The sequence below is a fragment of the Margalitia sp. FSL K6-0131 genome (assembly GCF_038008735.1).
GTDB lineage: Bacteria > Bacillota > Bacilli > Bacillales > Bacillaceae_C > Margalitia > Margalitia shackletonii.
In genome coordinates, this window is sequence record NZ_JBBOZS010000001.1 from 5272338 (window position 1) to 5295158 (window position 22821).

A 22821-nucleotide genomic window follows, 5' to 3' on the forward strand; every position below is an offset into this window, starting at 1 on the left:
ATTAATTTGAAAAAAGTAACGAAATGGATTGGATTACTCATCCTTTCTATCGGGCTATTTTTTTCTTTCGGAGTAAGCTCATTCGCAGAAGAGCCTGATGTAGATTTCATCGATGTTTCTCATCATAACCGTGAACTGGGATTACCACTTGCATTCTATCAAACTATAAAAGCAAGCGGCGTGAAAGGTGTAGTAGTTAAAGTTTCGGAAGATAGGTATTTTGTAGACCCCGCTGCAAGTGTAAATATAGCCAATGCAAGGCAGGCAGGATTAATTGTCAGCGCTTATCATTATGCGCGTTTTACAAGCAATACAAGCGCAAAAGCGGAAGCACAATGGTTTGATAAGAAACTGAAGTTGGTTGGGTTTAACAAGGCGAAAGATGGATATGTTGTTGTTGACGTAGAAGCAGATAATTTGTCAAACAATTCCGGCAATCTCACACAATATACAAATACTTTTATTTCTGAAATGAAGAAGCTTGGATATACACGGGTGGATCTATATTCAGGATCTTATTTTTATAACCATCATTTAAAACCTGGAACATTAATCATTGATAAACCTTGGCTCGCGTCCTATCCTGAATATCCACAAAGAGGAAATCCCACAGCACAATTCTCAAATGGTAAAGGTGCATGGCAGTGGGCGGAAGACTATCAATTTATCGGAATGAGCAGCTATGGATATTTCGACGTGTCAGAGGATTACGCAGGCAAATACAGTACAAAAACCTAGTCTACCCAGAAGGTTATTCATCATGTAGGAACTATCAAGCCTATATCTATCGTAGATTACTTAAAATCAAAAAAAATGGATTCCTCCTTTAAGGCACGGCAAAAACTAGCCTCTAAATATGGAATTGCGGATTATAATGGTACTGCAGCCCAGAATCTTGCCCTGCTTGCCAAAATGAAGGCTGGTGCAAAACCCGCTAAAATTAATCTTCAGAATAGTAAACTTACAACAAAACCCTCCACAGCATTAACAACAACTTACAAGGTAAAAAAAGGTGATACATTAAGTGGTATTGCCCAAAAATTTCACACGACCGTTTCTAAGCTAAAGTCATTAAATAAAATAAAAAATGTTAACTTCATTCGCGTTAGGCAAACAATAAAAATTCAAGCTAAAGGCAAAAAAACTACTATAGCGGCAAAATACCACAAGGTCGTTAAAGGGGACACATTATGGGAGATTGCGAAGAAAAATAAAACAACCGTAAAAAAATTAAAATCCTTGAACAAATTAAAATCGGACATTATTTATCCCGGACAAAAAATAATGGTGAAGTAATTAATTTCTTAGGAAAAACCTCTCACTAAGAATACAGTACAGGAGCTGAGCGGACAGACGTTCCGTTATTTGTGACAAAAGTGGCGATTTCACGTTTTTATCGGACAGACGTTCCGTTATTAGCTAAAAAGCAGTCATTTCTGAGTATTTTCTATTTAGCCCCCTAACTCGTTTGGACACCTACTTCGTAAGATATTACAATAAATATATCCGAGGGGGCGTATAAAATGAGTAAAAGAAGAGGGCCGATAGAAGAAGTAAAGAAAAATTATGTACGCATGGCTTTAGAATCTGGAAATATGGCATTTGTAGCACGTAAAACTGGTGTAAGTCAATCTACTCTAAAAGCTTGGGTGAATCTATATAGGAGTGAGGTGGAGGCTGAAATGGAACAGGAGGGGGTTAATCCTCTCTCTTCTTCACCTTCTAATAATGACCTTCAAAAAAAATATGATCAAGCAATGAAATTGTTAGGGGAAAAAGAGCTGGAAGTGGCGATGCTTCGTGACATGTTAAAAAAAAAGTTTCCGAACTTTCCGAGAGAGTAGAATTAGCTCACGAATGGATTCAGGAGGGATTCCCAGCTAAACGGGTCCTTAAGATTGCCTCTGTTCACCGTTCTACCTATTACTACCGTCTCTCTCATCCTAAAGGAATGAAAAAAATAAAAGGTGGACGACCTGTACCTGGATTTTCCCGTACGCAATCGAACAAAAAAGTGAGCGACAAAAAGATAAAAGGCTATCTGATGAAATTGATGGAGAGGAAAGAATGCGTCTATGGCTACAGAAAGCTTACTCGAAGTTTAAGAAAGAAATACAAATTAATCATTAATAAGAAAAAGGTTTATCGCCTATGCAAGGAATTGGATATCCTGGTGCCTCAACGGGAGAAAAAGGGGAAGATTCCAAGAAAACTAGCGAAAAACAGAGTGGTTACAGGACCAAATCAGCTCTGGCAGCTAGATATTAAATATGGTTACGTGACAACTTCACGACGTTTTTTCTTTCTTGCCAGTGCCATAGATGTTTTTGATCGTTCCATTGTTGGTTATTTTAAAGGGACTCATTGTGAAGCAAAGGATATTACGAAAATGCTTCAAAAGGCGATGTTAAAGCGTGGAGTTCATATACCTGACTCCGACGATGAAAAAGCTTTAATCATTCGAACGGATAATGGCCCTCAATTTTGTAGTACACATTTTAGAGATTTTTGTGAGAATCAAAAGGTTTTTCATGAACGAATTCCACCCAAATCACCTAATATGAACGCATATATAGAGTCTTTTCATAGTGTACTAGAAAGAGAGTGTTACCAGCCAAACGAGTTTGTAACTTTTGAGCAAGCATATAAAACGGTTGATGAATACATCAAATTCTATAATGAAGAACGGTTCCACGGTGGGCTAAAAGATAATACACCAAAGGAGTACTACGAAAAGTGGCAAAATAAAACCCTAGAACCAGTTAGGTTAGCCATGTAAAACCCTATATCCTGTAGATTTTAGGTAAAAGGAGCCCTTTTACCTAAAATCTACAGGCCACCAAGCGATAGCGCGGTAGATAAAATGGAAAACTAAGAAAAACAGAGAATTCCAAAGTAAGTGTCCAAAATTAAGGGGTTAAACCGTTTTTCGGCAAATAACGTACTCAGTGTCCGCAAACACCCTCAAAAATACCTTATTTATGAAAATAACGTACTTAGTGTCCGCGAAAGGTTACCAAAAACGCATGGTTTTACTTTCCCCATGCGTTTTTGGTATCAAACTATTTAATGTATTATCTAGCTTCTTCTTTAAAATACTCTCGAATAGTATCTACAATACGACGTGAAGCTTGTCCATCACCATATGGATTGGATGCTTTTGTCATTTTATCATGAGCCTGTTGATCAGTAAGTAATTCGGTCGCTAATCGATAAATAGTTTCTTCCTCAGTACCAGCAAGCTTCAATGTTCCTGCCTCGATTCCTTCTGGCCGTTCTGTGGTATTACGAAGTACTAAGACCGGAACTCCTAAGGAAGGTGCTTCTTCTTGAACACCACCTGAATCCGTTAAAATTAAATAAGCGTGATTAGCAAAATTATGAAAGTCTATAACATCTAATGGCTCGATTAAATGTATCCTCTCATCGTTTCCCAATATTTCATCCGCTAATTCACGGACAACCGGGTTTAAATGAACAGGATATACAACTTGAACATTCGGGTGTTCATTCACGATACGCTTGATAGCGCGGAACATATTTCTCATCGGTTCCCCATGATTTTCACGACGATGAGCCGTAAGCAGGATGAGACGGTCATCTCCTACCTTTTCAAGTATTTCATGGGTATATTCAGATTTTACCGTCGTTTGAAGTGCGTCGATTGCTGTATTCCCTGTAACAAAAATACTTTCTTTCTTCTTGTTTTCCGAAAGGAGATTTTGAGCTGATTTCTCGGTTGGAGCAAAATGAAGATCGGCGAGAACCCCAGTCAATTGACGGTTCATTTCCTCCGGATACGGTGAATATTTATTCCACGTACGTAACCCGGCTTCAACATGCCCGACAACAATTTGATTGTAATAGGCAGCTAAACTTGCCACAAAGGTTGTAGTGGTGTCACCGTGAACAAGTACAATATCCGGTTTTACCTCTTTCATTACCCTGTCAAGGCCCTCAAGTCCTCTTGTTGTAATATCAATTAATGTTTGACGGTCCTTCATAATATTTAAATCAAAATCAGGTATTATTTGAAAAATAGCTAAGACCTGATCTAGCATCTCCCGATGTTGTGCAGTTACAGTGACAATGGATTCAAACTCATCCGGATATTTTTGTAGTTCAAGAACTAATGGCGCCATTTTTATTGCCTCAGGTCTTGTTCCAAAAATAATCATGACTTTGATTCGTTTATTCATACGTATATTCTCCCTTAAAAAGGTTTTTTCTTGGCCATGTAATACTGCGTTCTATTTGTCTACCGCCAAACACAATACAGCTAAACGTTTGCTCAAAAATCACGTGCAAATCTTTAAAAAATCCCTAAATTAAACCGGTTTTATTTGGTGCCGTATAGACGGTCCCCTGCATCACCTAAACCTGGTACTATATAGCCATGATCATTAAGTTTTTCATCTAAGCCAGCAATATAAATATCTACATCATCATGTGCATCTTGAATTGCCTTTACGCCTTCCGGGGCAGCAATTAAGCACATAAATTTAATACTTTTTGCACCGCGCTTTTTCAATGAGTTAATCGCCTCAACCGCTGATCCACCTGTTGCCAGCATTGGATCAACAAGAATAAAATCACGTTCTTCCACATCATTTGGCAATTTTACATAATATTCAATTGGCTTTAATGTTTCTGGGTCACGATAAAGACCAACATGCCCTACCTTAGCAGCAGGGATGAGCTTCAATACTCCATCTACCATTCCAAGTCCAGCACGTAAAATTGGCACAAGTCCAATCTTCTTCCCTGAAAGAACTTTGGCTTTTGCCTTGCATACCGGTGTATCAATCTCGATTTCTTCAAGAGGCATATCTCGTGTAATCTCAAATGCCATAAGCGTAGCAACCTCGTCAACTAGCTCACGAAATTCTTTCGTTCCCGTATTTTTATCGCGGATGATGGTTAATTTGTGTTGAATAAGCGGGTGATCAATTACATATACATTACTCATGAATGATTCTCCTTTTTTATGTATTTTAGTCCCATATTTTTTAACGACTTGTCTTTTATCAAGGCTCATTTCTTAAACTTTGTTTCAAATTTAATCAATATCCATATAAATTTCTTTGAACAACTTTGAACTGGAAGTAGCATTTAAGAAAAGAGGCCCCGAAACTATACTGTTTCAGTATTTTATAAATAGATGGAAATGCAGCAATTTATGCGAACCAGCTTCTATCAAATAAGATTGTTTTATTTATTACCAAACCAATTTTACACGAAAAAGGAGTTAGACCTCAAGGGTTGACCTTTTGACCTAACTCCAAACTTTTTTATTTTGTTATTATTTACTAGGATAAAGAGGAAACTTGCTTGTAAGTTCAGCAACTCGTGTACGTGCCTCTTCCAATTTTTCCTCATTATCATGATTTTTTAAGGTAAATGCGATTAAAGATGCGATTTCATCCATTTCTTCAAGACCAAATCCTCTTGATGTAACTGCAGCAGTACCAATACGAATACCGCTTGTTACAAATGGACTTTCTGTTTCGAAAGGAATGGTATTTTTGTTTACCGTAACTCCAATTTCATCCAACACTTTTTCCGCAACTTTACCTGTGATGTTTAAAGAACGAACATCTACTAATAATAGGTGATTATCCGTTCCTCCGGAAACAAGGTCTAAGCCTTCACTCTTTAAAGATTCCGCTAAACGCTTAGCATTCTCTACCACTTTTCCGGCATATTCTTTAAAGCTATCTTGAAGTGCTTCGCCAAATGCAACTGCTTTTGCAGCAATGACATGCATTAATGGACCACCTTGGATACCAGGGAAAATAGACTTGTCAATTTTCTTTGCATATTCTTCTTTACATAGAATCATTCCGCCGCGCGGGCCACGTAATGTTTTGTGAGTAGTGGTTGTAACAAAATCTGCATATGGTACTGGGCTTGGGTGAATTCCCGCCGCAACAAGTCCTGCAATATGTGCCATATCCACCATCAAATATGCTCCAACTTCATCAGCAATCTCACGGAATTTTTTAAAATCTATTTCACGTGGATAAGCACTTGCACCAGCTACTATTAATTTTGGCTTATGTGTACGTGCTTTTTCCAAAACATCATCGTAATTAATATAGTGTGTTTTTTCATCTACACCATATTCAACAAAATTATATTGAATACCACTAAAGTTTACAGGGCTTCCATGTGTTAAATGACCGCCATGTGATAAGTTCATTCCAAGAACAGTATCCCCTTGTTCAAGAATGGTAAAATAAACTGCCATATTTGCTTGTGCGCCTGAATGAGGCTGTACATTGACATGCTCTGCTCCGAAAATTTGCTTCGCACGATCACGCGCAAGATCTTCCACAACATCTACATATTCACAGCCACCATAATAACGGCGACCAGGATAACCTTCAGCGTATTTATTCGTTAAAACTGATCCTTGCGCTTCCATGACTGCTTCACTAACAAAGTTTTCAGATGCGATTAATTCAATTTTTGACCGTTGACGACCAAGTTCGTCACAAATAGCTTGGTACACTGCTTTATCTTGCTGGGCAATGTTACTCATGATAATCCCCCTTGTGCAAATATCAGTATGAAAATACTTTTTTATTCTAACATAATCTTTTGAAAGATGGCGATGATTTTGGAATGTTTCATTATTCGGTAAAAATCCCGCCTTTATACGAGACTATATGGTATGAAACTTAATAGGTCTAAACTCTTAATTCAGCGATTAAGCACTAAATTATCGAGATTAATGCATAAAGTCATGAGCTTAACTCACCGATTCGCAGAATAGCAAAAAGGAGACTTTACATAATAGCAAAATCCCCTTCTCCTATCAATTATTCATATACTGCCCGTGCACCGCCGATTAACTTTGGACGCGTTTTAGCTAAGGTGACATGGGCAGACCCTATTTGATTTAGGGAAGCGCGGACAGGGACCGCAACATGTTTTAAATGCATTCCGATAAAAGTATCCCCGATATCAATACCTAAATCTGCTTTGATAAACTCTACCAAGACAGGGTCTGCCAAATGTTCATATGCATAGGTCGCCATTGCTCCGCCTGCTTTTCTCACGGGAATGACAGCTACCTCTTCCCAGCCTCTATCCTCGGCTACTTTTCTATCTACAACAAGCGCACGGTTTAAATGTTCACAGCATTGAAATGCAAGATGAACCCTATGCTTATCAGCAAAGGAATGAAGGTTATCGTATATTAAGGAGGCTACCTCTAAGGTTCCCGAGGTGCCTATTCTTTCCCCCATTACTTCCGAAGTAGAACAGCCAATTACCAAAACCTGATCTTTTTTAAAAGTAACTTGGGATGAAAAATCCGATAATATCGTTTGTAACTGTTTCTCTATATGGATTAGATCACTTGTCAAAACGGGAAACCTCCCTTATTTAAAAGCTAAGAAATCATGATGTTTTTTATTAGAATCTCTTTATAGTTTCAGTGCCTTTCTGCTAGCGGATTTTTACATCTGCTCCCTAAACTTGTTTCCTAAATCTTGAAGTAGAAGACTACGAAATCCGCTGGACAAGGCGCTTCTACTTTTCGTGTTTTTCTTCGTAATTCGTTAACTTTTCAATACGGCGTGAATGGCGTCCACCTTCAAAATCTGTTGTAAGCCATACTTTTGCGATTTCTCTAGCAAGCCCCGGGCCAATAACTCTTTCTCCCATCGCTAACATATTACTATCATTATGCTGACGAGTTGCCTTCGCGCTGAATACGTCATGTACTAATGCACATCGAATTCCTTTTACTTTATTCGCAGAAATACTCATGCCAATGCCGGTTCCACAAATTAAAATACCTCTATCAAATTCCCCTTTTGCTACCTTTTCCGCAACAGGAAGTGCATAATCAGGATAATCTACTGATTCCTCGCAGTCACAGCCAAAATCCTCGTATTCAAGACCCATTTCCTCTAATAATCCTTTTATTTCCTCACGAATATGGATGCCGCCGTGATCAGATGCCAATGCTACTTTCATTGTGATATCCCCTTTCTTTTTTCTACAATAATTTTCACATAAACCAGCGAAAATATAAATAAGAAAGCTCCCCGCAAAAATAAAAAAATACCAAGACATTGTGTCTTGGCCTATAAATGAAAACGTGAAATTGTTCCTTTTAGTCTATCTGCATGACCTTTTAATTCAAGGACTAATTGATCAATCGTTTCCATGACGTCAGCTTGCTCTTTCGTTGCTTCTGTTACTTCCTCTGCACCAGCTGAAGTTTCCTCTGCAATTGCCGCTACTTCTTGTGATTGTTGGGATGTAAGCTGGATACTTTCCATTTGCCTATCCACTAAACCAGAGATGCCTTTTACTTTTTCCGCAACCTCATGAATAATTTCTGTCATTTTTTCAATTACTTGATTCGTTTTTGTCCCTTTTGCTGCTTCTTGATTAGCGGTCTCTACTTGACTAGAAATATGTTTAACAACACTTTCCACTTCTTGCTGAATTCGGTGAATTAATTCCGTAATTCCTTGTACTGCTTTAGCACTTTCATCTGCTAATTTCCGAACCTCTTCCGCCACTACTGCAAATCCCTTACCATGTTCCCCTGCACGTGCAGCCTCAATAGATGCATTCAAAGCTAAAAGATTTGTCTGAGCAGCAATATCTCCAACAAGTAAAATAATCTGTTCAACCTCTTTTGCATTATCCTCAAGCCTTTTAACAGCCTGTAAAGATTCGTGATTTTCTTTTGCCAGTCTTTCGATTCCATTGACTAGAGAAAAAACAACTTCTTGACTTTCCTTTAATTCATCCAGCATTTCCGTCGACACTTTTTCCGATGATCTTGCATTATCCTGAACCTGCTCTGCAATTCGAATCATATCCTGGGCGGATTCTGCCGTTGACTGGATGGCAATAGCAGAACTTTCTGCTCCGGCAGCGATTTCACTTATGGTTTGAGCAATCCCTTCTGCTTGTGCAGTAGCACTTGAAGCTTTTTCAGAAATAGAGATAACATTTTCATTTGTTTGTTGAAAATTATCTTCAATGCTTTGTACCATTTCTCTTAAATTCTTTAACATAATATTAAAAGCCACACCTAAAGAACGAATTTCATCGTCTGTTTTTGGCAATATAACATCCGTATGTATTTCCCCTTGACTAGCGTTAATGGCTGCTTTTTCTAAACGCTGCAGCGGCTTTGTAATAAAACCTGCCACCAAAAACGCTAAAATACCTGTCCAAATAATTCCTAACAATAATGTTATAATGGTAAATAATGATTCATTTATTTTATTGGCGAAATGGCCGTAAACAAAATCCAAACAAAACATACTAGTGGAGTATGTAATAATCGCCAAAATGGTCACAAACAAGACAAGCTTTTTCCGTAAACTGAATTTATACCTCTTTCTCCCCATCGGAATACCTCTTTCATATTTTTTTTATCATTTCTTTAATAAGCTTTTCCAACTCTTTGTAAGTTTTTCTATATATATCAAGACTCCCTCCATAAGGATCATGAACATCCATGTCAGCTTTTGAGTCATAGACAAATTCCTTTAGTGTAAAGGTTTTATCTGCAGCAGAAGGGTATTGATAGATAAGCGATTCCTTATGTCCTTCCGTCATGGTAAAAATATAATGCGCCCATTCAACATCCTCATTTGTCAGTAATTTAGATGAATGCTGATGAAAAATATTGTTTTCCTCCAGCACCTTTAAGGCATTAGCCGCTGCATTACTCCCGTTAGAGGCAAAAATCCCTGCTGATCTAACCTTTATATCGTCCAAATTTTCATTTTTTAAAATTGCTTCTGCCATCGGACTCCTGCATGTATTCCCTGTGCAAATAAATAAAATGTTCAAAGTGTTGTAACCTCCAAACTTTGAGGATATTGTTTTAAAGTTTTGCTTTTATTATAGTGGAAAAGTCCTAGTTTCCATAGTCAATATAATAAGGGAAATGATAAAACTTTGTGAAAATATTAGAAAAAACGTAGGCGTCATGCTCATCCGCTTGCTGATAGGCTCTTGCAGAAAGACATAGACTAAACCTTTTATCTAAATTAACTACTTAAACTTTCTGGTGTATGAAAAAAACACACTTCTACAAGTGTGTCTCCTTAAGGTAAAAGCAATTTAATACCAAAGGCAAAAAGGATGCTTCCACCTAAAACTTCACTATATGTACCAAGCAGGCCTTGTGCTTTTCGACCAATGATGAGCCCTGCCCATGTAAGGATCGTTGCAGCAATGCCAAAACAAAGGACAACTGCAGCCGCCCGCGCTCCAAATATTCCCAGAGATAAACCAACTGAAAAGCTGTCCAAACTTACACTAAATGCAAATATTATTAGCCCCCATCCCTCAGGCTTTATCAAATTTCGCTCCTCTTTTTTAAAACTTGAAAGGATCATTTGGATGCCGAGCACAATGATTAATATTCCGCCAATATATTTCGTAATGGTTCCGAATGTATCAGAAAGAAAATGTCCTGCGAGCATCCCAATTAGAGGCATCCAGACATGAAAAAAGCCGATAGTTAATCCTATATAGAAAATTTGTTTATAGCGAAGCTGAAACATTCCCAATCCAATTCCAACTGAAAATGCATCCATACCAAGTGCAAATGCCATTAACATTAATGTGAATACTTCTGCGATGACTCCTGTCATATATTTTTTCCTCCTTCGGACATGCCTATTGAATACTTATGCATGCCGAAGTCGGTTTAGAATCATCGATAGTAAAATCCGTTTAAAATCGTATTTTATTTAGTTAAATCATTTTCATAAATCCATTTGTGGCCAGCAGCTTTCTCCAGTCTATTCATAACGGCAAGTCCAACACCTTCTGTTGAAAATACCTCAGAATAGATAATATCTACATTTTTGCTATTAAATGATCTCAAAGTATCATATAGCCTATTTGCTACTGTTGATAAATCTTGACGGCTTCCACAAGCTCTTACATAATCCGCGTCGTATAGGTCAGCCGTTTCATCTGTTGCAATAACTCCAACCACCAAGCCTTCCTCGCGGCTTTTCTTGACCAGCACTTGAATAAATTCCGGTGTTCCATTTACTAAATAAACTGGTGCATTGGGTGCATAGTGTGTATATTTCATGCCCGGAGCTTTTGGCTTTGACTTTAAGTTCTCATTTAGGGCAGGATCTATTTCTACTTTCCCGATTACACTTTCCATCGCTTCCTTCGTCACACCGCCCGGGCGTAAAATAATCGGTACCTCTACTGTGCAATCAACAACCGTTGATTCAACCCCTATCCCAGTTTCACCGCCATCCAGAATACCGGCTATTTGTCCAAATAAATCTTCGTGTACATGCTTAGCTGTTGTGGGACTTGGCTTTCCTGAGCTATTTGCACTTGGCGCGGCAACCGGCAAATTCGCTGCTTTTATAAGAGACAATGCTAAGGGATGATCAGGCATTCTAATACCCACTGTATCTAAACCGGCTGTCACCTTTTTGGAAAGGAACCCAGGTCTTACTTTGAAAATAATCGTTAAAGGTCCCGGCCAAAATTCCTTCATTAATTTCTCTGCCTTTTCCGGAATTTCTAAAACTAAAGCATGCAATTGAGAAAAATTAGCGATATGCACAATGAGCGGGTTATCACTTGGACGTCCTTTCGCTTCATAAACCTTTGCAATTGCTTCATCTGATGTAGCATTTGCTCCCAATCCATACACTGTTTCAGTCGGGAAAGCAATAATTTCATTTTGTTTTAACAAATTTGCTGCTTCCACAATCTGTGGATTATTTTTCAAATTATCCACATGGTTATCCACATTCCATTCCAATGTTTTCATTCATGTTCACCTTTTCTATTTTTGACGCATCTACTTTTATTTTAGAAGAAAAAGTAGATATTTGTCGAATTGTCTAGACCATTATTGTAAAAATTATACTGAATACAATAGAAATGAACAACCATTATCCACATATTGTGGATAAATCGTCCTTAACGGTGGATAACTATTGGGAATTGTGTGAATAAATTATATCCATTAAATAGCCCTTTTCATAAAAAATACTCCGTCTAAACCACTTATTTGCTTCACATGTGTGGAATATTCCAGCTCCTTCGGAATAGCATTGTTTGCAATCCGTTCAAAACCCATGAATTGAAGCAGCGGGATAAAGGCCTCTTTATTTGTAATTAACATTAATGTGGGCAACTTTTTACTTTTTGCCAAGTTATACACATGTTGAAAAAGTTGGACAAGCCCCTCCTCTTTAACGGTGGAACGGATTGCAAGCGAACGAAGAACTCCAATGCCCTGAACAGGCTCAATTCCCAATACCGCTGTTATATTTCCCTCTTCATCCTCACTTAAAACAAAATAGTCTATCATTTCTTTTATTCCATCACAGTTTAGCTTAGCATCCGTTAAAAAAGAAATGATTTTATCCACATCCATACTTTCTGCTTGACGTATAATTTCTACCATTTTCTAATTCCTCTCCTAACTTATTGATAGAATCTAGTAAACTTCTATACTCCATCCATATGTGAAGAGGAATAAATTAGAACAAAATAGTGAAAATATAAGAAAATTATCCCCAGGTTCTAATTTTATAATTTCCAAAACAAAAATAGGAAAGCCCAATAAGGAGCTTTCCTAAAATATTTTTTTAAACAGTTCTACAATGAAAAACTTGACTTGTACATCATCATCTTTTTCCGCTGTAAAAACAGGGGATTTGGAATCACTTTCCGTCGCATCTGCTTGATTCTCTGTTGTGGATGAATCTGTTTTATTTTGCTTTTTCTTATCTTCTTTTACTTCAGTATCTTTATTTACTTCAGCATCCGCTTTCGGCTTTTCCTTGCTTTTTGACTTTGTCTCTATTTTGGTACGATGACTCTCATCAATCCCTGGACTTACGGCAACCCCATTTGAAAAATCCAAAAAACATAGCGGTGGATATAAGACGCACCACCAATTTGCTCCCTCACCCTTACCAAGGGTGATTAAGATGGCTTCATATTTTCCGGCAGGATATAAATACTGTCCATATAGCTTTGTAGGAAACTGAACACGGCTGAATTGTACTCTGACAGATTGATGGCTATTTTCCTCTTTGACTACTTTTTCAGCAATTTGTTCAAGATCTGGCAGATGAGATTTAATTACTTTACGGGCGGTCTTAATAGAATCAATGTCTTTCACCCATTTTGTAATATTTTTATTTACCTCATCTCTTACTTTTCTCTTTAATGCCTGATCCTCCGGAGTGTCGCTGTTTGCCAATATGCGCAGCCGAATTGCTTCCTTAGGAATGATAATCGTATCCTTTGCAGCAGTCTCTTGCTTCGGTATATATAAACTTAATATCGTACTAAGTGATAAAACTACTATATAAATCCATGCGATAGATTTGTTTTTCATTTTCCCCACACCATCCTTCTAAAAACAGTGTGGACAATAAGCAGGAATCTTAAACTAGTAAACTAAAAAAATTTATATAGAATTGTTAATATTAAAGAACCGGGTTACTCAGAACCCGGTACTCTGCAAAACACCATTCGGTCTTTCCCATTTATATCATTCACGATTTCTACCTTACTCTCGGCAAAGGTTTCCTTTAATAACTTCGCCACTTGCTCTCCTTGACCAGCTCCAATTTCAAAGCCTATTAAAGCCCTGTTATTAATGACTAATGGGAGCTCCTTCATAAAACGAATATAGAAGTCCAGCCCTTCTTCTCCTCCGAATAATGCAAGATGAGGTTCATGGTCTTTTACTACAACTGAAAGTACATCTTTGTCTCGATTTGGAATATATGGCGGATTTGATAATACAATATCTACCTTTCCTCCGCCTTCTATAAGCGGTTGGAGCAAATTTCCCTGTTTGAAGTCAATTTCCGCTTCTGCCAACCTAGCATTTTCCCTTGCCACATTTAAAGCCAAGGGAGAAATATCCGTTGCAGTGACAGATAAAAATGGACACTCAAGCTTCATGGTAACAGCAATGGCACCACTTCCAGTGCCTACATCAATCATTTTTAACTCTCTCTGCTCACCGAAATGCTTCTTGATTCTTTGAATGGCTCCAACGACCAACTCTTCTGTTTCTGGTCTTGGTATTAGAACATGTTCATTCACTTGAAATTTCCTGCCGTAAAACTCCTCATATCCAATGATATGCTGAATGGGTACTCCTCCAACATGCTCTTTTACTGTCTGTTCAAATTTCAACTGAATATCCTCGGGAAGCTCCATTCTCATATCTGCATAAAGTTGAGCTCGCGTTTTATTGAATAAATGGCAAAGGAGGATTTCTCCTGCATTTGCATCGCGGTCATTTTCTTGTAAAAAAGAAGAAGCCCATTTAAGGGCTTCAAACACTTTAAGGTGCCCGACCATTATTCCTCCACACTTTCTAGTTTACTGGATTGGTCTTCTAAAATTAATGCATCAATAATTTCATCAAGCTTCCCTTGAAGAATTTGGTCTAGCTTTTGAATCGTCAAACCAATACGGTGGTCTGTAACACGATTTTGCGGAAAATTGTAAGTACGAATCCGTTCAGAGCGATCTCCAGTTCCAACAGCAGATTTACGATTCGCATCGTATTCTGCTTGTGCTTCTTGCTGGAATTTATCGTAAACACGTGCTCGCAGAACCTTCATCGCTTTTTCCTTATTTTTAATTTGCGATTTTTCATCCTGACATGAAACAACTATTCCTGTAGGCAAGTGTGTCAAACGAACTGCAGACATCGTTGTATTAACACTTTGACCGCCAGGACCACTGGAAGCGAACGTATCAACGCGAATATCCTTTTCATGGATTTCCACCTCTACTTCCTCTGCTTCCGGAAGAACCGCTACTGTTGCAGTGGAAGTATGAATCCTGCCGCCTGATTCCGTTTCAGGAACACGCTGAACACGATGGGCACCATTTTCAAACTTTAATTTTGAATATGCCCCATGGCCATTAATCATAAAAATGATTTCCTTATATCCGCCAACTCCTGTCGAACTAGCTTCAATAACCTCAATTTTCCAGCGTTGCGATTCCGCATAGCGGCTGTACATACGATACAAGTCCCCAGCAAATAGAGCAGCTTCATCTCCTCCAGCAGCTCCGCGGATCTCCATAATAACGTTCTTGTCATCGTTAGGATCTTTGGGAATAAGAAGAATCTTCATCCGTTCTTCAAGACTCTGAATTTGCTCCTCGAGTTCACTAATTTCTTCCTTTACCATTTCGCGCATTTCCGGATCAAGCTTATCTTCCAGCATCGCTTTAGCATCCTTATATTGCTGACTTACATCTTTATACTCTCGGTATGCTTGCACGGTTTCTTGAATATCCGATTGTTCCTTTGAATATTCTCTTAACTTTTTTGTATCATTTATAACTTCAGGGTCACTTAAAAGCTCATTTAACTTTTCATAGCGATCCTCAACTGCTTGTAATCGATCAAACATGGCATTCACCTCTATCATATAGCCCTAAGATGATAAGGGCTATTGCTTTACGTACATATTTTTCACACTGGTACTATTATATAATACTCAGGAAATACCGTAAAGCTACTATAAGGAAAAGCGGAAGCGCCGCAGCTCTAGCGTACGGATTTCGTAGTCGCTCACCTCGAGATATAGGAAACACAGTGAGGTAGTTCACGAACAAGTGAAAATAGCACTTCAAATTTTCAACTGATGTTGACTTATCGTAGGGAGGAGACGGAGAAATCCGCTAGACGATAGGCGCTGAGCCAGACAAAAATAAATATATACTCTTTTCATCCCTACATTATTTTTCTTCCAGCTTCACATTTATTTTATACTGCGGGAGTGCATTTTTTAGGTTTTTATGCACTTCTGCTTCTCTTCTCATTCTTTCATGTACACCCATTCGGTTTCTTGTATGGGCTGTAACCCACATATTATTTCCGTTTATAGAGACAGAAACGAGTTTATACTCTTTATAAGATCTAATAATCTTTTTGGCGATATTTATTTCTGTGCCTACTGTTTCCGTTTGACCCGTTAAATCTACCTTTTGCTGACTTTTGTTTGGCGACTCCGTGCTTAATCGTTGATATTTCACTTGGTCCGTTCCATTATTTTCAGCTTTCTTTTCTTTATGCGGGAAGCTGCATCCAACAAGTATCAATAAACATAATACAAAGCATATGATTGGTTTCCACATAAAAAAACACCTCCATATGCTTATTATGAAAACTTATTTATAAATTATCCGAAACTGTAGCAAGTAAAAACAATTACTTTAGCCTATAGACGCTGAAGCTAGACCTTGATTTTTTTGCAAAAATAGTTATCAACAGTGATAAATTTTCTAAAGTACAAAAAAACTAAACCTGACTAGTAGGTTTAGTTTGTTTTTACCATTTGTTCTATTTGAATGCTCTTTCCAGATGGTACTTCATGATGATGACGGCAGCGAGCTTCATATGCCTCCGATGCGCCAACTAAGATAACAGGGTCTTCATAACAAGCTGGATTGCCGTTAATTAATCTTTGTGTCCTACTTGCAGGGGAGCCGCAAATAGTACAAACTGCTTGTAACTTTGTTACTTGTTCAGCTATAGACATTAATTGTGGCATTGGTCCAAAAGGCTCTCCGCGAAAATCTTGATCAAGACCGGCCAGAATTACACGATGCCCTTTATTTGCCAACGCTTGTACCACTTCAATAATTTCATGATCAAAAAATTGTGCCTCATCAATTGCAATAACATCAACTTTTTCCTGAATAAAGTTAAAAATATCCTTAGCCATTTCAATCGGATGGGCAATAACTGATGTCCCATTATGTGATACAACCGATTCTTCACTATAACGATTGTCTATTTTCGGCTTAAAAACAAGGATCTCTTGTTTTGCAAATTGTGCGCGACGAATGCGTCTAATCAATTCTTCCGATTTACCAGAAAACATACTTCCGCAAATGACCTCAATCCAGCCAGAATGATGATTCAAAATATACATTTTTTCCGTTCATCCTCCCCTGATCTATCTAATTATCGTCCATTATATTAAAAATACGCGAAATAAAAAACAGGCAAGCATTCTTGCCTGTTTTTTAACTTATTCAGCTTCATGCATATAGCATTTAAGCTTTTCTTATTTAAGACCGTATTTTTTATTGAAGCGGTCAACACGTCCATCTGCAGAAGCAAATTTTTGACGTCCAGTATAGAATGGATGGCATTCAGAGCATACCTCTACGCGGATTTCGCTCTTAACTGAACCACTTTCAAATTCATTACCACAAGCACATTTAACTAAAGCTTTTTTGTAATCAGGATGAATACCTGCTTTCATTCTTTTCATCTCCTTTGCCCTGAATCATTTCGAGACAGAGTTATATATTCCTTTGCGGGATTTCCGCAAGAATTCTTATAAACACATGAATTAATTATAGCAAGCACTCTATTGAAATGCAACTATTCAATACAATAAATCATTTCCAATTTTCTTACATAGATATCCAGAATAATACATTGTCATGTTATCCATTCTTTGTAAAACACTAGCATCTATTAGATAGAATTCATGTATTTTTTTCTTTAAACTGTTCTTTTTCCGTTTCCGGAAGTGGTTCTCTTCTGTTCTACCGACAATAGATCGAAAAATTCCTGATTCGTCTTTGTTTGTCTAAGCTTACGTAAAAGCTTTTCTGCAAAATCCGGTGTGTCTGTCATCGACTTGCGGATTGCCCATAACTTGTCCAAATGGTCTTTAGGAATCAATAATTCCTCTTTACGAGTTCCAGAACGACGAATATCAATTGCAGGGAAGATTCGTTTTTCTGCTAATGAGCGATCTAAGTGAAGCTCCATGTTTCCTGTTCCTTTGAATTCTTCGTAAATCACATCGTCCATTCTTGAACCGGTATCCACTAATGCAGTTGCTAAAATCGTTAAGCTGCCGCCCTCTTCAATATTACGTGCAGCTCCGAAAAACCGCTTTGGTCTATGAAATGCAGCAGGGTCAATACCACCAGATAAAGTTCTTCCGCTTGGAGGAATAACTAAATTGTATGCACGAGCCAAACGGGTAATACTATCCATAAGTATGATAACGTCCCTCTTATGCTCTACAAGTCTCATAGCCCGTTCAAGCACTAATTCAGCTACTTTAATATGATTTTCCGGAACCTCATCAAAGGTTGAACTAACAACTTCCGCAGCAACGGAACGTTCAATATCAGTTACTTCCTCTGGACGTTCATCGATTAATAAAACAATTAGTTCAGCCTCAGGATGGTTCTCAGTGATAGAATTGGCAATTTCTTTTAAAAGAATCGTTTTTCCTGCTTTTGGAGGTGCAACAATTAATCCACGCTGTCCAAAACCAACTGGAGCAATTAGGTCCATAATTCTCGTAGATAGCTTTGTCGGAGTTGTTTCTAAGTTAATTTGACGATTAGGGTATAGTGGCGTCAAGGCAGGGAAGTGAACACGTTCTTTTGCTGATTCAGGATTATCACCATTTACAGCCTCCACATGTAATAATCCGTAATAGCGTTCATTTTCTTTTGGAGGACGAACTTTTCCAGATACTTTATCCCCGTTACGCAAATCAAACCTACGAATTTGTGATGCTGAAATGTAAATATCCTCTGAGCTTGGGGAGTAGTTGATCGGTCTAAGAAATCCAAATCCTTCCGATTGGATAATTTCCAAAACACCTTCCATGAAAAAGTAACCTTCTTGCTCAGCCCTAGCTTTTAATATAGCAAAAATAAGCTCTTTCTTTGTCAATTTGCTATAATAAGAAATTTTATATTCACGAGCTAAAGAATATAGCTCTTTTAATGTCATATTCTCAAGACTTGTAATTGATAAACCTTCCATATATACACCACACTTTTATATTTTTTGAAATTTTTGTTGGTAGGAATAAATCTTTATCGCATTGTTAGAAGAGACTGAATATTAAGAAGTTTATGAAGTGCATAAATTGATTTCTTACTATTTCATTTTAACAAAGACTCTTTTCTTAAACTTTACTACTTCTTTAATCGGAAATCTATTCGATTCTTCCATTTTCCTCGGAACGGGGATAACTTAAAGAAGAGATGACCCGAAATTAAACACTTTCAGTAGGTTGAACAATGTACGAAAAGAAATAATTTTTACGAAAAAAATTTTAAAACAATATCTATTTTAACCATATTTATCGAAAAGAATCAATATGAAAGGCTCTTTTCTTAAACTTTATTGCATTAGAATCTAAAATCTTCTAAATTTATTTAATTAGCTTGGAACTTTGTTCTTGTTATAAAAAGATGCTCTAAAACTAATATTCATTAGGATTTTATACAAAATACGAAAACAAAAATGAAAGGAGAAACCTGAGTTGAAAATGAAAGGAATAGAGTAAAAATCCTCTTTCTAACTGGTAATTGATTTAAGGCGGGAAATTTTTAAAGGTGGCCTCCCAATGTGAAACCACCTTTCAGATTTCACTTATAGTTCCTTTTCTTAAATAATGCCTGCTTTTTTATAAACCAAAACTCTTAACATTCAGAAAGGATACCCGAAACTAAGTCTGCATTAGAATTTATGGTTTGATGACAAGGTTGGGCTTTTTCTTTAAGCTATGCTGGCCCTCAATAAAACGAACAGTTCCTGATTTGGCACGCATTACGATGGAATGGGTAGACCCATACGAACCTTTAAACTGTACACCGCGAAGTAACTCTCCATCCGTTACACCTGTAGCTGAAAAAATGGCATCATCTCCACGAACTAAATCATTCATTCTTAAAACCTTATGAATATCTAGCCCCATGCCTTTACAACGTTCTACTTCAGTGTCATTTTGCGGAAGAAGTCTGCCTTGGATTTCACCGCCGAGACATTTCAATGCTACCGCAGCAATAACTCCTTCTGGTGCTCCACCTGAACCAAATAATATGTCTACACCTGTATGATCAAACGCAGTATTGATAGCACCAGCTACATCCCCATCATTAATCAATTTAATTCTTGCACCCGCCTCACGCAGCTGGGCAATGATATGTTCATGTCTTGGACGGTTTAATACTGTTGCCACTACATCTTCAATATCTTTATTTTTCGCTTTTGCAACTGCTTTCAAATTATCGATAATAGGAGCATTAATATCAATTTGGCCAACCGCTTCAGGCCCAACAGCTATCTTTTCCATATACATATCTGGTGCGTGAAGTAAGTTTCCATGGTCTGCAACCGCTAATACCGCTAATGCATTCCATCCACCTGAAGCCACAATATTTGTTCCTTCTAGTGGGTCAACTGCCACATCCACACGCGGACCGTAACCGGTACCTAGTTTCTCACCAATATATAGCATTGGAGCCTCGTCCATTTCTCCTTCTCCAATGACAACTGTCCCCTTCATCGGAATTGTATCAAATACATCCCTCATCGCGCTTGTTGCTGCATCGTCAGCTTCAGGCTTTTTGCCGCGGCCCATCCATCTTGCAGAGGCAAGTGCGGCTGCTTCTGTTACACGAACAAGTTCCATAGATAAACTTCGTTCCATCGATTTTTCCCCCTACTACATAAAAAGATTTATTATTATTATTATTATTTTTAATTCGATAAATAGTATATCACATTCACTTATTTATTATATCACAATAATCCCTGAATGTGTTATACCATTTAACCTAAATAGTAGGGGTTAATCCATCATTAATTTTTAAGCTGTTCAATTTCTTCTTCTGTCATTTTCTCGCGCCAAATGGTAGCGCCTAAACCATTTAACTTTTCAACTAGATTGCTATATCCTCTATCAATATGTTCAAGTCCGGTAACCTCGGTTATTCCCTCTGCCATCAGCCCAGCAATTACGAGTGCTGCACCTGCACGCAGATCGCTGGCCTTCACTTTTGCTCCTTGTAAGGTAACGGGGCCATTCACAATAGCTGCTCTGCCTTCGACTTTAATATTCGCATTCATTCTTCTTAATTCATCAATATGTTTAAATCTAGCCGAATAAATGGTATCGGTGACAACCGCTGATCCTTCTGCTCTTGTTAACAAAGAAGTAAATGGTTGCTGTAAATCAGTTGGAAATCCGGGGTAGACTAATGTTTTTATATCAACAGCCTTTAATTGTTCCCCTTTTCCAATGTAAATTTGTTCGTCGCCAGTTTCTATAGGTATACCTATCTCTCTTAATTTTGCAATTAATGACTCCATATGATGTGGAATCACATTATCTATTAAGACTCCTTCTCCAACAGCAGCACCTAAAATCATATATGTACCGGCTTCGATACGATCAGGAATAATAGTGTGTTTGCAGCCAGTAAGACTTTCTACCCCTTCAATACGGATGACATCTGTACCTGCACCTTTGATTTTTGCTCCCATATTGGTCAAAAGGGTTGCCACATCAATAATTTCAGGTTCCTTTGCCGCATTTTCAATAATGGTCTTTCCTTTTGCTTTAACAGCAGCCAGCATAATATTAATCGTTGCACCTACACTGACAACATCCAAATAAATACGGGCACCTCTCAATTCATCCGCGCGCAAATAAATGGCACCTTGTTCATTGGTGATTTTTGCTCCTAAGGCTTCAAATCCCTTAATATGCTGGTCTATTGGCCGTGGGCCCAAATGGCATCCTCCAGGCAGCCCAATAACCGCCTTTTTAAATCTGCCAAGCATCGCACCCATTAAATAATAAGAAGCACGTAATTTTTTTACTTTACCATTTGGAAGCGGCATGGAAACCATTGAACGTGGATCTACCATCATGTCGCCATTTTCAAATGTTACGTTCCCACCAATTTCTTCTAATAGTGACTTCAAAATTTGTACATCAGAAATATCGGGTAGTCCTTCGATCGTTACAGGGGATTCCGCCAAAATAGTAGCAGGTATTAAGGCAACTGCACTATTTTTTGCCCCACTAACCTTTATCGTTCCTTTTAGTGGGTATCCCCCTGCAATTTTAAGCTTTTCCATTTTAAACTCCCTTCCATGGTTTTTATTAATAAATGGATTTTATTTCCAATAATATTTTCAATAAAAAGACAGTATCGTTGTTAGTATAAACTAATTTTCGAAAAACATGTAAAAAATTTTTGATATTTATTTGGTATTTTCTAACACTTTCCAATTTTTGAAAAGGAGCTTGGTTTATTTACGATTATTCCAATCGTTTAAAAAGGATTCAATCCCCTTATCAGTTAATGGATGGTGAAACATCTGCATAATTACTTTATAAGGTACTGTCGCAATATGAGCACCTGCTAAAGCAGCTTCTGTTATGTGTTGTGGATGACGAATAGAAGCGGCGATAATTTCTGTATTTATATCATGAATTGCAAAAATTTCCGCAATGGCACCAACTAGCTCAACACCACTTTGACCTATATCATCTAAGCGGCCAAGAAATGGTGAGACATAGGATGCACCCGCTCTAGCAGCCATTAATGCTTGGTTAGCACTGAAAATTAAGGTAACATTTGTTTTAATACCTTCTTTAGAAAAGGTATGTACTGCTTTTAAGCCTTCAGGTGTCATTGGAACTTTAATTGTTATATTTGGTGCAATTTTCGCAAGCTCTCTTCCCTCTTTAATCATCCCTTCTGCATCAAGCGCAATAACCTCAGCGCTAACAGAGCCTGAAACCAACGCTGTAATTTCCTTCAACCTATCTTCAAACGAGACATTTTCTTTTGCGACTAAAGAGGGATTGGTAGTAACTCCTGCAATAATTCCCAATTCATATGCCATTTCAATTTCTTTCATATTTGCTGTATCGATGAAAAACTTCATTTTTATCACTCCTTATTTTTTACTTTTCTATTGTCTAGCTACAGCGCCTATCATCTAGTGGA

24 protein-coding genes are annotated in these 22821 nt (G+C 37.8%); 4 read left to right on the plus strand and 20 right to left on the minus strand.

Going from position 1 to position 22821, the window contains the following annotated elements:
* Positions 1-6: 6 nt before the first annotated feature.
* From NSQ59_RS25815 to NSQ59_RS25830, 4 genes are all read left to right on the plus strand, one after another.
* On the plus strand, positions 7-738 hold the full coding sequence (locus NSQ59_RS25815; RefSeq protein WP_340833022.1) for a GH25 family lysozyme: 732 nt from the start codon (positions 7-9) through the stop codon (positions 736-738).
* 48 nt (positions 739-786) lie between these two features.
* Positions 787-1296: a LysM peptidoglycan-binding domain-containing protein gene (locus NSQ59_RS25820; RefSeq protein ID WP_445669248.1), complete on the plus strand. Its 510-nt coding sequence runs from the start codon at positions 787-789 to the stop codon at positions 1294-1296.
* A 227-nt stretch (positions 1297-1523) separates the two neighbouring features.
* The gene (locus NSQ59_RS25825; RefSeq protein ID WP_055738127.1) at positions 1524-1844 is read left to right on the plus strand and encodes a transposase; all 321 of its coding nucleotides are present in this window, start codon (positions 1524-1526) and stop codon (positions 1842-1844) included.
* Between the two features lie 17 nt (positions 1845-1861).
* Positions 1862-2779 carry an IS3 family transposase gene (locus NSQ59_RS25830; RefSeq protein ID WP_152982338.1) on the plus strand — a complete coding sequence of 306 codons (918 nt, stop codon included), beginning with the start codon at positions 1862-1864 and terminating at the stop codon, positions 2777-2779.
* A 295-nt stretch (positions 2780-3074) separates the two neighbouring features.
* On the opposite strand, the gene wecB is transcribed toward NSQ59_RS25830, so the two are convergent.
* The 20 genes from wecB to fsa all read right to left on the minus strand — a co-directional run bounded on the left by wecB (position 3075) and on the right by fsa (position 22759).
* Positions 3075-4199 (minus strand): non-hydrolyzing UDP-N-acetylglucosamine 2-epimerase, encoded by a 1125-nt coding sequence (gene wecB / locus NSQ59_RS25835; RefSeq protein WP_340833024.1) that lies wholly within the window; start codon positions 4197-4199, stop codon positions 3075-3077.
* 140 nt (positions 4200-4339) lie between these two features.
* On the minus strand, positions 4340-4969 hold the full coding sequence (upp, locus tag NSQ59_RS25840; RefSeq protein ID WP_055741409.1) for a uracil phosphoribosyltransferase: 630 nt from the start codon (positions 4967-4969) through the stop codon (positions 4340-4342).
* 333 nt (positions 4970-5302) lie between these two features.
* Positions 5303-6544, minus strand: a complete 1242-nt coding sequence (gene glyA, locus NSQ59_RS25845) for a serine hydroxymethyltransferase (RefSeq protein ID WP_055741410.1) — start codon at positions 6542-6544, stop codon at positions 5303-5305.
* Between the two features lie 280 nt (positions 6545-6824).
* Entirely contained in the window at positions 6825-7373 is a 549-nt protein-coding gene (locus NSQ59_RS25850) for a TIGR01440 family protein (RefSeq protein WP_055741411.1), read from the minus strand.
* Positions 7374-7539: 166 nt separating this feature from the next.
* Entirely contained in the window at positions 7540-7989 is a 450-nt protein-coding gene (gene rpiB / locus NSQ59_RS25855) for a ribose 5-phosphate isomerase B (protein ID WP_055741412.1), read from the minus strand.
* A gap of 110 nt (positions 7990-8099) precedes the next feature.
* Positions 8100-9386: a methyl-accepting chemotaxis protein gene (locus tag NSQ59_RS25860; RefSeq protein ID WP_055741413.1), complete on the minus strand. Its 1287-nt coding sequence runs from the start codon at positions 9384-9386 to the stop codon at positions 8100-8102.
* Positions 9387-9399: 13 nt separating this feature from the next.
* Positions 9400-9834, minus strand: coding sequence for a low molecular weight protein arginine phosphatase (locus NSQ59_RS25865; RefSeq protein ID WP_083489473.1), 435 nt, complete (start codon positions 9832-9834; stop codon positions 9400-9402).
* 257 nt (positions 9835-10091) lie between these two features.
* Positions 10092-10643, minus strand: coding sequence for a manganese efflux pump MntP (locus tag NSQ59_RS25870; protein ID WP_055741415.1), 552 nt, complete (start codon positions 10641-10643; stop codon positions 10092-10094).
* A gap of 95 nt (positions 10644-10738) precedes the next feature.
* Positions 10739-11800 (minus strand): L-threonylcarbamoyladenylate synthase, encoded by a 1062-nt coding sequence (locus NSQ59_RS25875; RefSeq protein ID WP_055741416.1) that lies wholly within the window; start codon positions 11798-11800, stop codon positions 10739-10741.
* A gap of 198 nt (positions 11801-11998) precedes the next feature.
* Positions 11999-12442 carry a GNAT family N-acetyltransferase gene (locus NSQ59_RS25880; RefSeq protein ID WP_055741417.1) on the minus strand — a complete coding sequence of 148 codons (444 nt, stop codon included), beginning with the start codon at positions 12440-12442 and terminating at the stop codon, positions 11999-12001.
* A gap of 171 nt (positions 12443-12613) precedes the next feature.
* A complete protein-coding gene (spoIIR, locus tag NSQ59_RS25885) occupies positions 12614-13384 on the minus strand; it encodes a stage II sporulation protein R (protein WP_340833025.1) in 771 nt (256 codons plus the stop codon).
* A 104-nt stretch (positions 13385-13488) separates the two neighbouring features.
* Positions 13489-14364 carry a peptide chain release factor N(5)-glutamine methyltransferase gene (gene prmC / locus NSQ59_RS25890; protein WP_126647163.1) on the minus strand — a complete coding sequence of 292 codons (876 nt, stop codon included), beginning with the start codon at positions 14362-14364 and terminating at the stop codon, positions 13489-13491.
* A complete protein-coding gene (gene prfA, locus NSQ59_RS25895; protein ID WP_055741420.1) occupies positions 14364-15434 on the minus strand; it encodes a peptide chain release factor 1 in 1071 nt (356 codons plus the stop codon). The genes prmC and prfA overlap by 1 nt, the downstream gene beginning before the upstream one ends.
* 328 nt (positions 15435-15762) lie before the next feature.
* Entirely contained in the window at positions 15763-16161 is a 399-nt protein-coding gene (locus tag NSQ59_RS25900) for a hypothetical protein (protein ID WP_055741421.1), read from the minus strand.
* 182 nt (positions 16162-16343) lie between these two features.
* Positions 16344-16961, minus strand: coding sequence for a thymidine kinase (locus NSQ59_RS25905; protein ID WP_126647164.1), 618 nt, complete (start codon positions 16959-16961; stop codon positions 16344-16346).
* Positions 16962-17096: 135 nt separating this feature from the next.
* Complete coding sequence (gene rpmE, locus NSQ59_RS25910; RefSeq protein ID WP_055741423.1) at positions 17097-17297, minus strand: 50S ribosomal protein L31; 201 nt, start codon at positions 17295-17297, stop codon at positions 17097-17099.
* A 245-nt stretch (positions 17298-17542) separates the two neighbouring features.
* A complete protein-coding gene (gene rho, locus NSQ59_RS25915; protein ID WP_055741424.1) occupies positions 17543-18832 on the minus strand; it encodes a transcription termination factor Rho in 1290 nt (429 codons plus the stop codon).
* Positions 18833-19541: 709 nt separating this feature from the next.
* Positions 19542-20507 carry a class II fructose-bisphosphatase gene (glpX, locus tag NSQ59_RS25920; RefSeq protein ID WP_055741425.1) on the minus strand — a complete coding sequence of 322 codons (966 nt, stop codon included), beginning with the start codon at positions 20505-20507 and terminating at the stop codon, positions 19542-19544.
* Between the two features lie 152 nt (positions 20508-20659).
* The gene (locus NSQ59_RS25925; RefSeq protein WP_055741426.1) at positions 20660-21943 is read right to left on the minus strand and encodes a UDP-N-acetylglucosamine 1-carboxyvinyltransferase; all 1284 of its coding nucleotides are present in this window, start codon (positions 21941-21943) and stop codon (positions 20660-20662) included.
* A 174-nt stretch (positions 21944-22117) separates the two neighbouring features.
* Positions 22118-22759 carry a fructose-6-phosphate aldolase gene (fsa, locus tag NSQ59_RS25930; RefSeq protein ID WP_126647165.1) on the minus strand — a complete coding sequence of 214 codons (642 nt, stop codon included), beginning with the start codon at positions 22757-22759 and terminating at the stop codon, positions 22118-22120.
* Between the last annotated feature and the right edge of the window lie 62 nt (positions 22760-22821).